Raw genomic sequence first — 12,770 nt, 5'->3', positions numbered from 1 at the left:
CGGTATATTCGTAATAAGTCAATTTACATTGTAAATTCTGGGATAATCCAGCCACTTTCTTTAACGCTATTTTCTAAGTAGTGACTGATTTTGGGGCAGCATATTATGAATAAGCAATCTGGTTTTACACTCATTGAGTTAGTCATAGTGATTATTATTTTGGGCATATTATCGGTTGTGGCAGCACCAAAGTTTCTCAATCTACAAACGGATGCAAAAATATCCACTTTAGAAGGTGCGGCTGCGGCAGTAAAAACATCTGCCGGTTTAGTGTATAGCCAAGCGGCTATTGATGGCCTAGAGCAAGAATCTCGTGCAGAGGTAGAAACTAGCTTGGGTATTGTAGAAACAAAAGAAGGTTACCCAGAAGCACATGGAGAAAACTTTCTTGGTATGGAATCGTTAATTGATACCGATTTAGAAATGCAATACATCGCCGGCAGTTCACGCCTTTACATAGGCTACGTGTCTGGAAATGAAGATGTTAATGATAGCGGCTGCTTTGTGACCTATACCGAAGCTGGAGGGACATTTAATCCTAGCGAGTCGGATTATCAAGTAAGCATTGATGACAGCGAGTGTTAAGTGCTAATGACTAACAATCATATACAAAAATTAACTAAAAGCATTAGGTTTCGCAGCTTGATAGTGCGCGCCACGTTTGTCTCTATTGTCTTTTTGATTATCGTAAGTGTCACTTTAGAAGCGAAGCCGCTTTTATTGATTTAGTTAACCTTCGCACTTCTTTCGAGGTTCTAAAACAAGCCTAATTGCGCCGAGGTGATTTGCTCAAAATCTAGATTGATAAAGGGCAATATGGCATCGGCGATCGGTTGTAGCTGTTTGTCCAAGTAATGTTGGTAGTCTATTTGGCTTATTTTGTTGTTTAGTGGTTCAGGCCCAGAAACAGTAATCCAATAAGCAATGCTGCCCTTGTTTTGGTATTGCAGCGGTTTGCCTAGGGCTTGGTTATGTTCATCGGCTAACCTCGCTGCGCGCACTTGTGGTGGCACATTCTTTACGTACTCGGCTAATTTTCGGCGTAAACGCTTACGGTAAATAAGTTGCTGGTCGTATTCACCCGCCATCAGCTTATCTACGGTATCAAGAACAAATTGGCGGGGATCTTGGTCGGAGAAAACCCGCTCCAGCAAACCGGTTTGGAATATCTTTGCCATCTCTGTCCAGTCGGATCGTACCGTCTCTAAACCCTTAATGACGAGTTTATTGTTGTGGGTTAAACCGGCATAACGCTTTTTGCTGCCGGTTTCGGAGCCACGAATGGTGGGCATTAAAAAGCGCGAAAAGTGCGTTTCAAACTCAATTTCTAGATGGCTTTCCAGCTGCATCTCTTTGGCCAACTTTTGTTGCCAATGTAGGTTTATTCCCTCGGCTAATTGTTGGCCTATTTGCTTGGCTTGTTCAAGGCTTAAATCTTGGTTTAACCAAACAAAAGTGGAGTCGGTATCACCGTAAATTACTTCATGGCCTTGTTGGGTGATCCATTCTGCTGTTTCTTGCATTAGCTGGTGGCCACGCATGGTGATTGAGCTGGCTAAGCGTGGATCGTGAAAGCGACAGCCGGTAGATCCCAGCACCCCGTAAAAGCTATTCATTAAAATTTTAATTGCTTGAGAGCGAGCGCTGTCGTGGTCAGCTTTGGCTTGATCGCGTTGTAACCAAAGCTGATTAATTATCTCTGGTAAAAAGTGCTTGTCGCGACTAAATAAGCCACCTCTAAAGCCTTCAATGGCCTTGTCGGGCTCTGCTAAGCCTTCAATCAGCCCTAGTGGGTCAATTTTAAAAGTACGAATGATAGAGGGATACAGGCTCTTAAAATCCAGCACTAGAACATTGTTATACAGACCAGGTTTAGAGCTCATAACATAGCCGCCAGGGCTATCGGCTACAAAGTCTCGCGTAAGGTTTGGCGCTACATAACCAGCGCGGTGTAGCTTGGGCAAATACACATTAGTAAATGCCGCTACTGAGCCACCGCTTCTGTCGAGCATTAAGCCGGTAAGCTGGGCGCGTAAACACAGGTATTCAAGAATGTGTGTATGCTGGAAGATATCCAACACTAGCTTGCAGTCTTCTAAGTTGTAGGCGGCGAGTTGTGGTTTGTTGTGAGCAAAGTTGTGGTTAATCTCTGCCATGCGATCATGTACTTCATCCACCAGTTTGCCACGCTTTAACAGCTGCTGGGCTACATTCTCTAAGCTAAAGCTGTCGAATTGATAGGTGGCCGATTTAAGGGCATCTATGCCGTCTACTACTACTCTTCCGGGAATACTAATGAAGCCAGTTTGGTCATTGTCACTGCGATCGCGCCAGCGGGCTTGTCCTTGCTGGCGACCAAGAGTTAGTTTAAGTCCATGCAAAGCCGCGCGTTTAACCAGCAACCTAAAGTCGAAATTGATGACATTCCAACCAATTATGATGTCCGGGTCGAGCAACTCAATGCTGTGTTCAAGCTGTTTAAGCAAGGCATATTCATTGGCGACCCAAGTAATTGGAGTGTCGGCTGCTTGTTCACTGCCTATCATTATGACTTGCTGGAAATGCTCACTGTATAAACCAATGGAGTAAAGCTGGCCTTTTTCGCTGCACTCTATGTCTAAAGACACTACCGACAATTGCGGCGTATATTGCAGGCTTTTAATTTTGGCTTGCTGCCAAGCAGGGTAAGCGGGATTACTGCCTTGGGTGCCAGCAAAGACCATACTGCCGTAACAAAAGCGCTCGGTAAGAAAACGCTCATGCAGTTTTATGTCGTGCTCAAAGCAGCTTAAACCGGCTTGTTGCAAGCTTTGCGCAGCTTGATAATGGGCGTCGATGCTAGCAAAGTACAAAGCGCTAATAGGCTGATGCTGAAAGGTTTTTAAGCTTAATTGTTGATGTTTAACTAGCTGTTTTCCCACTACCTCAAGGGCTGCATCTAACTCGCTACTGAGAATAAAAAACACTGGCTGTTGGTCGTTAACTTCTAGGCATACGGGTCCCTGCTCACTGGCAAGCCAAAGCTGAATATAAGCCCGACCCTGGCGGTCGTAACTATTGGCGGTGAGTAAAAAACCTTGTCCTTGCCGTTGTTGGCTTGGCACTGTAAATCCCAGAGGCTGTATTCTGCTTGGCAACTTAGCATAAAGCTTAGTGTTGCTGCCAATATCCCCAGTATCTTTATTATGTTTGATTAAGTATTTGTGAATAGTGGTTTCTGCCAAGGCCTTAATAGACTGTCCAGCCAATTAACGGCACAGTGAGCCTATAACCTAACAACGAGACAGCTCATGGCAGAACAATTTGCGAGAATGATGGCTGGCCAAAGCTTTAACCGCTGGGATAAAGACTTAGCCGCACGGCGTTTAGCAACCCGCCAACTTACCTATCAGTTTAATCAAACTCGCCCCGAGCAGTTTGAACAGCGCGAAGCCATAGCCCGGCAGCTGTTTGCTGAAGTGGGGAGCAATATTGAAGTGTGCCCGCCCTTAACCGTGGATTACGGCGATACAGTATTTATTGGTGACGACGTATTTATAAATACTAATTTTACTTTGGTTAACTCCGGCAAAATTACTATTGGTGATCGGGTGATGATTGCGCCCAATGTAAGCCTGTTTTCAATCAATCACGCCTTAGATCCAGAGTTACGCAAAACCACGATTAACCAACAGGGTGAGCGTGAAGTGATTGATTACCCCGCGCCAATTACCATCGGCAATGATGTATGGATCGGTGGTCATGCAGTGATACTGGCGGGCGTAAGCATAGGCGTTGGTTCGGTTGTTGCTGCGGGTGCTGTGGTCACTAAAGATGTACCAGCAGGAGTTGTTGTAGGTGGCAACCCGGCTAAGCTTATCAAGCATATTCAGCCGGGTGAAACGGTAAGAGCAGTAAGTAACGAGTGTTAACTTACTGCTACCATTGTGGCTTTTAAACATACAGCCCTGTCTATTTTCGCTGTGTTCTTGGCAGAAGCACAGCGCATTTAGTTAAGCCACCTTGCCAGCGTTTATTAGCTACTCATGTCATTTAGCAGCTGCTCAATCTTCGACTCAGCTAGGTCAAAATCGTATTGCTCTACTGTCTCAAGTAATGCCTCAACATCTTGTTTTATCTTTGAAGAAAGCGCCAGTGTGAGCAAGTGCTCTACCGCATCAACCGCAGAGGCATCGTAGTTTTCGATGTGCTCTTGAATTACCTGTAGCTGTTTAATAATTTCTTCGTCTGAGGCCACCTCAAGCTCTTGCTCTGGCTGTTCGTTGTCTGCATCTAGCAGTGCCTGCTCAATAGTGCTTACCATTTTTTGTATTTGGCCTTGAGACTCATCCAACAACGATTGCAGCTCGCTGTTAACACTACATTGCCCATCAGCTTGTTGCTGGTTTAGTGCAGTTTCTATTTCTTCGGCTGATGGCACTACAAACATTGCGCCAATATTGGCGGCAACACCTTTAACTGTATGAATGGCAATAATCGCAGCGCCGATATCATTGTCAGCTATGGCTTGAGTCACTCGAGTTATGGTGTCGGCTTGGGAAGCCACTACTTTGGCTAGGGTTTTACGGTAAACTTTGAGGTTTCCGGCCATTCGTTCAAGGGCACTTTCAACATCAAAGTCTGCTAGTACAATGCTTGTCTTGTCATCCTTTGCTGCACTGTTGTTAGGCTTTATTGCTGTTAATCCGGTAGGTTTAATCCATTTCGCCAGTGTTTGATAGACTTCCTGCGGGTTAATAGGTTTAGGGATGTGATCATTCATTCCCGCATCTAGGCATTTTTCACGGTCACCGGCCATGGCGTTTGCGGTCATGGCTATAATGGGCACAGCTTGTTTGCTGGGCTCCAATCTAATCTTACGAGTGGCTTGGTAGCCATCCATGATGGGCATTTGAATGTCCATTAGGATGGCGTGGTAGTCATTGGCTAAGGCTTTTTCAACGGCTTCTTCACCATTTACTGCGGTAGATACTTTTAAGCCTGCCATGCCAAGTAATTCGCAGGCGATTTCTTGGTTTATTTCGTTGTCTTCAACCAGCAGTACGTGGGCCCCAACAATGCCTTGAGCTTCTTCTGTGCTTAGTTTGTCTTTACTTGGAAGGATTTTGCTGGTGGTTTTATCGCCCATCACTGCCATTACTGTATCAAGCAATGTTGAGGCGCTTACTGGTTTAGTGATTACGCTGTCTAAGACTAGGTCACCCGCATTGTTGAGCATTTCATCGCGATCATAGGCGGTAACCATCACCAGCTTAGGTTGCGAGCTTAGCTCACTATCTTGTTGAATGGCCGAACACAGTTCTAAGCCATTCATTAAGGGCATTTTCCAATCAGCAATAATCAGCTGATAAGGCGTCTTTTGTTGGTCTGCATGTTTTATCTTTTCTAAGGCTTCACTGCCAGATGCTGCTAATTCTGGGACAAACCCTAAGCTTTCACATAGGGTAAATAGAATTTCACGGGCAGCTACGCTGTCGTCTACGATAAGCACTGGCAGGTTGAGCAAACTCTCGGAGGAGGCCTTGAGCGGCGCTTTTCCTGCTTCAGCAATGGTAAAGTTAGCGGTAAAGAAGAAGGTACTGCCTTCTCCGTAGTTACTTTCTACCCAAATATCCCCGCCCATCATTTCGGTTAAGGTTTTACTAATGGTTAAACCTAGTCCGGTACCGCCATATTTTCGGGTTGTAGAAGCGTCTGCCTGACTAAATGATTTAAACAGGCGGCTTTGTTGTTCGGGGGTCATGCCAATGCCGCTGTCTTTTACCGAGAACTCAATGCTTATTGATTTCTGTTGCTGTTTTAGGACTTTGGCCTTAACAATGATTTCACCTTCGTCGGTAAACTTCATGGCGTTATTGGTGAGGTTAATCAGTACTTGGCCAAGCCTTAAAGAGTCTCCCATTAGCTCGGTAGGTAAGCTGGGGTCGATATCAATTAACAGCTCTAGGCCTTTTTGTTGCATTTTGTCGGAAATCATTTGCACTAGACTGTCGAAGCTATCGTTTAAGTTAAACGGTGTAATTTCTAGCTCTAGCTTGCCAGCTTCTATCTTAGAAAAATCCAGTATGTCGTTAATAATGCGCAGTAGTAATTCCGCTGAATTTTGAATTTTGGTGACGTAGTCAGATTGTTTGCGGTTTAAGTCGGTTTGTTGAGCTAAGTAACTCATACCAATAATCGCATTCATCGGGGTGCGAATCTCATGGCTCATATTAGCCAAAAAGTCACTTTTAGCGCGAGTGGCCTCATCTGCGGTTTGCACGGCTATTTCTAGCTGTCTGGCGTTTTCTTTTTCACTGCTAATATCAATAAAGTTGCCCACTAATCCACCGGGCTGGTCCTTGCTGTCTTTAAAGCCAGTTACCCAGTAGAGCGTGTCGTGAAGTTCTCCATCGGCAAAGGGAATTTGTATCTCTCGCTTAACAGTTTTTTGGCTCGCAATCACCTCGGTATCTTCGGCATGATACATCTGGCGATCTTCTTCACTTAAGTAGCTTAAGTCGCTTACTTTGAGGCCTATTAAATCCTTAGCGACCACATTAAAGGTTTTTTCATAAGCTTGGTTAAAGCCCAAAAATCGTCCTTCTGCATCTTTATAAAACAAAGGGATAGGCACACTATCCATCAGTAGCTGCTGAAATTTCATTTGGTCGGCTAAGGAAAGAGTGGCATTTTCAGCCCTTTGTTTTGCTGATTTGAAATCTTTGGTTCTTTCTTTAACTTCTTTTTCCAACTCTGTTCGCGAGCGAGAAAGCGCCCGGTTAGCCCTTCTGCCTACTTGTAAGGTAAACAAAGTGCAGCCAGTGAGTAGTGCCAGTGATATAAACAGAATGGACCACGAGGTGTAGTTAAAAATGCGAACTAGGGCGAAAGATTCGTCAACATCCATTTCGGCAGCCAAACCCATGTTGAGCTTGTCGTCCCATAACCAACTGCCTACTACTTTTACGCCTCGGTAGTCGTTGTAGCCCTGCAAATTAGAACCTGATGTTTGATTTGAGATGGCTTCCGCCATGGTGGTTAACGGCCAGTCAGCTTTGGGGGTTGAGGGAATAGGTTTTTTAAGTAGATTAACTTTGGGAGCTGCAATCCTTAGGTTTAATGCGGCATCTTGGTTTTGTTCAATTAAGCCGATGTCGCGTAGCTGGCTCTCAAAGCGTACGTTAGACAGTAATAAGCCTTGTTTATCTATTGCATAGGTTTCGCCACTATGGCCGATAAAGCCGGCTGACAAAATAGATGAAAATACCCCATTAACGTTAATCCGTTTGGTGATAATCGCAATAACCTGGTTGTTGCTGTCAATGACCGGAGAGGCGAAAAACATGGTGGGTGGTTTATCATTAATGCTGCTATTAGAGGCTGTTCCTAAGAAAACATCTGAACGAATTGGAGGGACAAATACGCTTTCACCTTGCAATACTTTGGCTAGCAACTCAGGGCGTTGCTGCTGGATAACGTTAATATCGCCAATATTGGTATCCCGACTTGAAGACAAGCTTATTTTGTCTGGCGCAATAATAAAGAAGCCAAATGAGCCAGGCTCACCTTCGCGAACACTAAAGAATTCACGAATTTCCGATTGGGTGGTTGCTTCTATTAGGGCTTGTTTTTCTCTGGGCAAAACCAGTAGTTGCTCAACTAAGCTGACTAGCTCTTCATTGCGACCCACTTGCTGCAGGTTGTTTAATTCATAACCTACCCAGAAAGACAGTCGTTGGTGAGTAGAGTTTAATAAAGTTTGTAAATTGTAAGCCATTTCTTGATGGGTTTTTTGCTCGGCGAAGCGGGTAACGGCAGCAATGATGATAACTAAGGCTACCGACAACACACCCAATGCAAGGTAGACGGTTCGTTTAAAACTATTGGAGCTAAAACGCTTGGATAATTCTTGGTCACTCACTTTTAAAATGCGAGCGCTAATAACACTAACAATAATGAAAAATACTATAGCAACCGCTAAGCCTATGAGTAGGTAGCGAAGGTAATTGGGCGCGGTATTGCTAGTGCTTTCCTTTATTTCTGCGGCTTCGGTGTTTAGCCAATCACTCTTGGTTAACATGATGTCGCGCAGCTTAAGGGAGTCGAGTCCTTTTTGTAGAATATCGCCCAGTATTGGTTGGCTTTTGGTACTAAGAAGGTGAACCGAGGTAGGCACAAAGACATCCTCGTCAATTACTCTTAATTGATCCTTGTCCTTTAGCTGGCTGGTGGCGTGTTGAATCGCTAATTCTGAGTCTATTAGTGCATCAACTTCTCCCAACAATACCCGTTCAATGGAGTCATAAATATCGGTGGTTTCTACCAAAGTGATGTTGGGATAAAGTCGAAGCAGCTTTTTTTTGCTGGTGTAGCTTTGTGGCAAGGCGATTGTTGCGTTGGCTAAGTCCTTATTGCTGGCGAAATGCTGGTTGTTATGTTTCACATGGAACAGCTCGCGTACTAAGAAAAACGGGGTGCTAAATTGGCCATAGGCTTTGCGCTCTTCTTCAAAATAAGCGTCGGGTAGCAGGTCTATTTCGCCGCGCTTAAACGCTTCAAGGTTGCTGGTCCAATCGCCTTGTTTAATCTCCAATTGCAAACCGGTATTGTTCACAATTTTGTTTATTATAGCGCCGGCCAAGCCACCTATGGTGCCGTCTTCTTTCATAAACAGCATAGGCGGCCAATTATCGATACCAATAATGACTTTGTTTTCTGCTACCCACTTTTTTTCTTGCTCAGTGAGTTTAGTGTTTTCAAGATTAGTTTTATCGCGGTTGCTGGTTCGTTTACTTAGGGTGTCACTAAGTACTTGTAGGTCGTTAAGGTACTGATTTTTTAACTGGTGGTATTCATCCCCGTTTATGATGCTGAGTGCCAGAGCGCGATTATCTGACTGAATGGCGGCTATCATGTCGCTTTCTAATGAAACCAGTTTGAGGTTGGTAGTTTCTAAGGACTTAACTAGATTTTGATCCTCTGGGCTTTGGTTATTCAACAGTTGCTCGATGAGGGCGGCAAGTTTTGGTTCATTTTGTTGATATCGTTTTAGCCATTTGGGGTCGCCAGAAAAACCGTAACTCAGCACCGAAGACGTTAGTATTTCATCGTAGTATTTAAGCTCAATGGTGGTGTTTTTGATCTCTGCTGCACTCATTGGCACCCTGGATTCAAGAGTGTTTTCTTGAGCATGGGCCAAGGACAAGGATGCACCAAGGCAAATTAATACAAAGACAAAAGCAAGCGCCGTAATGGCTGAGCTTGGCTGTCTGTTTAGGTGAACTGAGTACATCATTTACTTCCTTGTGACTCCATATCGGTATCATACGTAGCAACAAAAACAACCAATAAGACAGTACTCTTAGGGTGCTTTGGGCGGCTAACCCTAAAATACTACCATTTTTACTTTAGTTTCATGCCGACAAATATTTAGGCTGTGAATATCAAAATAATAGCAAATCTAAAGGAAACCATATGTTTAGCTTAAGCGGCTATTTTGAGGTGAATGGTATTTTTCTCGTCTCTTTGAACTAGCGCAGCTTTGCCGGTTGGGTTTTTTGAATACGCCATAGTGCAGGGGCGTATTGCTATATTTAGTTAGGCACCATTAATGATTAGAGTTGTAATGTTTATCGCTTTTTTATAAATCAAATTATCTATAACACTTTATTAACAAGGTGCTTAAGTGGCGGCCAGATATATTGGAGCATAATATAAAGCTTTTTCTCAATTTGCTTGATATTTGTACCGTGAAACTTCACTATATGCCTAAGCAAAGGAATGACTTTATTTAGAGTTGAAAGCTTTATTGTGATTTGAGTCGGGCTTAACCTTATTCATCTCGCTCCTTTTAACGCTGTAGTGCATAACCAAACAGGGAGAGGTAAGAGCCAAGCTCTTGTTCGCATAAAGTTTGCAAAATCATGTAGCCGTAAATATATACCCCGAAAGATTCGCGCAAAATATTCGCTTTTTGAAACAGGCTGTCTCTCCAGCCAAACTCTGTGTGGTGATGAAGTCAGATGCTTATGGCCACGGTTTAGCCGAGTTAGCTCCAGTCGCCGCTGCCGCCGGTGCAGATGCCATCGGTATTTGCAGTAATGATGAAGCGCGCACCCTGCGCCAGTTACTTCCCAACATTCCATTAATTAGATTACGCAGTGCCCTTAAACAAGAATACGATGAATCCGCCAGCTTACTAAACCTTGAAGAACAGGTAGGCTCCTTTGAGGTGGCTGAGTATCTACATCAGCTTGGGTTACGCCGGCAGCGACCTATTCCCGTGCATATAAAAATAGATACTGGCATGGGCAGAAGCGGCTTTTTTGTTGAGCAGCAAGAAGCGATAAAACAGGTATGCCAATTGGCAGGGTTAAAAGTCGTGGGACTAATGACTCACTTTGCCAGTGCCGATGACCAAGACTTAGCGCAAACCGAAGCCCAGTTGGCTAAATTTTCTCTTTTAAAACAGCAGCTAAGTCAGTATTTGCCCGCCGATGTTTTATGCCATTCACACAACAGTGCAGCCAGCATAAGATTAAAAGACCAGCGTGCTGATTTAGTGCGTATTGGCGCGGCTTGTTACGGCGCGCAAACTAGCCAATGTTTTGAGCAACCCGCCGAGCTGCAAACTGTAATGGATATGCATACCAGTATTATGGAAGTAAGAGAGGTTCCCGCTGGCACATCTATTGGTTACGGCAGTAAATTTACCACTCGCTGTAACAGTCGCATTGCCAGTATTCCGGTGGGTTTTGGCGAAGGCTATCCGCGAGCGTTATTTAATAAAGGCCAAGTATTGATAAATGGCCAACGTTGTCCGGTGATTGGCCGAGTATCTCTAAACATTACCACCATAGATATCACTCAGCTTAAACAGCCCGTTGCCTGGGGAGATGAAGTAGTGCTACTGGGTCAGCAAGGCGACGAGAGCATCAGCCTCGAAGAATTGGCTGGTGAGTTTGATAGCGTACATACCGAAATAAATCTAATGGCAGGTTTAATGAATCAGCGTAGCTATCTCTAGTAAAAATATACTTCGTTGCAAATAAAAAGAGCTGGCCTAGGCCAGCTCTTTGCGTTTAAAGCGAGGTGTTAAGCCTTAGGCTTAGCTCCACGCTTTAAAGGTATTAATTAAACCATTGGTTGAGCTGTCGTGGCTGCTTACTTCGCTGCTGTCTTTTAGCTCTGGTAAAATTTGGTTAGCTAGCTGCTTACCTAGTTCTACGCCCCATTGGTCGAAGCTGAAGATGTTCCAGATAATGCCTTGTACAAAAATCTTGTGCTCGTACATGGCTACCATGGCACCCAATGAACTCGGAGTGATTTTCTTCACCAAAATAGAGTTGGTAGGCTTGTTACCGGTGAACACTTTAAATGGCGCTAGTTCTGCTACTTCTTCTGCTGATTTACCGGCAGCAACTAATTCTGCTTCTACGGTTTCGCGTGACTTACCAAAAGCTAGAGCTTCGGTTTGAGCGAAGAAGTTAGACATTAGCTTAGCGTGGTGATCCGACAGTGGATTGTGGCTAGTTGCTGGTGCAATAAAGTCACATGGGATCAGCTTAGTGCCTTGGTGAATAAGTTGGTAGAAGGCGTGTTGGCCGTTGGTACCTGGCTCGCCCCAAATAATTGGGCCAGTTTGGTAATCAACTGGATTGCCGTTACGGTCTACATTTTTACCGTTAGACTCCATGTCACCTTGCTGGAAGTAAGCAGCAAAGCGGTGCATGTATTGGTCGTAAGGTAAAATAGATACGCTTTCTGCACCAAAGAAGTTGTTGTACCAAATGCCAAGCAAACCAAGAATAACCGGTAGGTTTTGCTCTAGCTCGGCTTCTGCGAAGTGCTTGTCCATAGCGTGTGCGCCATCTAACAGCTCAATAAAGTTGTCGTAGCCAACAGTTAGAGCAATCGACAAACCAATGGCTGACCAAGAAGAGTAACGACCGCCTACCCAATCCCAAAACTCAAACATGTTGTCGGTATCAATACCAAACTCAGCCACTGATGTAGCGTTGGTAGATAGAGCAGCAAAGTGCTTAGCTACGTGTGCTTGATCGCCCGCTGCTGCTAAGAACCAGTCACGTGCGCTGTGTGCGTTGGTCATGGTTTCTTGAGTAGTGAAGGTTTTAGACGCCACTAAGAACAAAGTAGTTTCTGGATCTACTTGTTTTAGGGTTTCGGCAATGTGAGTGCCATCTACGTTAGATACGAAGTAGGTGTTAATGTGCTCTACTTTGTATGCGCCTAAGGCTTCAGTAATCATTACTGGGCCTAGGTCTGAACCACCAATACCAATGTTTACAATGCTTTCAATGGCTTTACCGGTGTAACCTTTCCATTCGCCAGAATGTACTTTTTCACAGAAGCCTTTCATTTTCTCTAGTACTGCATTAACTGCAGGCATTACGTCTTCGCCGTCTACCATTACTGGTGTATTGCTGCGATTACGTAGCGCGGTGTGGAGTACCGAGCGACCTTCTGTTTGGTTGATTTTCTCACCAGAGAACATGGCTTTAATTGCGCTGTCTAGCTTGGTTTCTTTAGCTAGGGCAACTAATTGCTGCATGGTTTCTTCAGTGATTAAGTTTTTAGAGTAATCCAGTAAGATTTGCTCGTTAAACTCTACCGAGAAGCGATTGAAACGGTCTGCGTCAGCGGCGAATAGCTCGCTAAGTTTAACCTCTTTTTGTGCCTCAAAATGCGCTTGTAACGCTTTCCAAGCCTGTGTAGTTGTTGGATTGATATTGTCCAGCATTGACCTTGTTCCTTAGATGCTTTACTTA

6 protein-coding genes are annotated in these 12,770 nt (G+C 44.4%); 3 read left to right on the top strand and 3 right to left on the bottom strand.

Translation table 11 applies throughout. From position 1 onward, the window contains the following. Window positions 1-105 precede the first annotated feature (105 nt). Window positions 106-585, top strand: a complete 480-nt coding sequence (locus G6R11_RS21945; protein ID WP_163134274.1) for a prepilin-type N-terminal cleavage/methylation domain-containing protein — start codon at window positions 106-108, stop codon at window positions 583-585. Window positions 586-755: 170 nt separating this feature from the next. Here the strand turns inward: G6R11_RS21945 and G6R11_RS17065 are convergent, their stop codons facing one another. Beyond that, a complete protein-coding gene (locus G6R11_RS17065; RefSeq protein ID WP_163134344.1) occupies window positions 756-3,104 on the bottom strand; it encodes a DNA polymerase II in 2,349 nt (782 codons plus the stop codon). A gap of 186 nt (window positions 3,105-3,290) precedes the next feature. Between G6R11_RS17065 and G6R11_RS21940 the strand changes: the two genes are divergently transcribed. Continuing rightward, window positions 3,291-3,911: a sugar O-acetyltransferase gene (locus tag G6R11_RS21940; protein ID WP_304503130.1), complete on the top strand. Its 621-nt coding sequence runs from the start codon at window positions 3,291-3,293 to the stop codon at window positions 3,909-3,911. Window positions 3,912-4,015: 104 nt separating this feature from the next. Here the strand turns inward: G6R11_RS21940 and G6R11_RS17055 are convergent, their stop codons facing one another. Next, window positions 4,016-9,277, bottom strand: coding sequence for a response regulator (locus G6R11_RS17055; protein ID WP_163134273.1), 5,262 nt, complete (start codon window positions 9,275-9,277; stop codon window positions 4,016-4,018). Between the two features lie 618 nt (window positions 9,278-9,895). Between G6R11_RS17055 and alr the strand changes: the two genes are divergently transcribed. Then, window positions 9,896-11,008: an alanine racemase gene (alr, locus tag G6R11_RS17050; RefSeq protein WP_163134272.1), complete on the top strand. Its 1,113-nt coding sequence runs from the start codon at window positions 9,896-9,898 to the stop codon at window positions 11,006-11,008. A gap of 81 nt (window positions 11,009-11,089) precedes the next feature. Here alr and pgi read toward each other — a convergent pair whose 3' ends face one another. Beyond that, window positions 11,090-12,742: a glucose-6-phosphate isomerase gene (pgi, locus tag G6R11_RS17045; RefSeq protein ID WP_163134271.1), complete on the bottom strand. Its 1,653-nt coding sequence runs from the start codon at window positions 12,740-12,742 to the stop codon at window positions 11,090-11,092. Window positions 12,743-12,770 lie beyond the last annotated feature (28 nt).

It is taken from the genome of Agarivorans sp. Alg241-V36, from assembly GCF_900537085.1.
Classification (GTDB): Bacteria; Pseudomonadota; Gammaproteobacteria; order Enterobacterales; family Celerinatantimonadaceae; genus Agarivorans.
The sequence above is the reverse complement of the archived record's forward strand: the minus strand, read 5'-3'. Positions and strand labels throughout refer to the sequence as shown.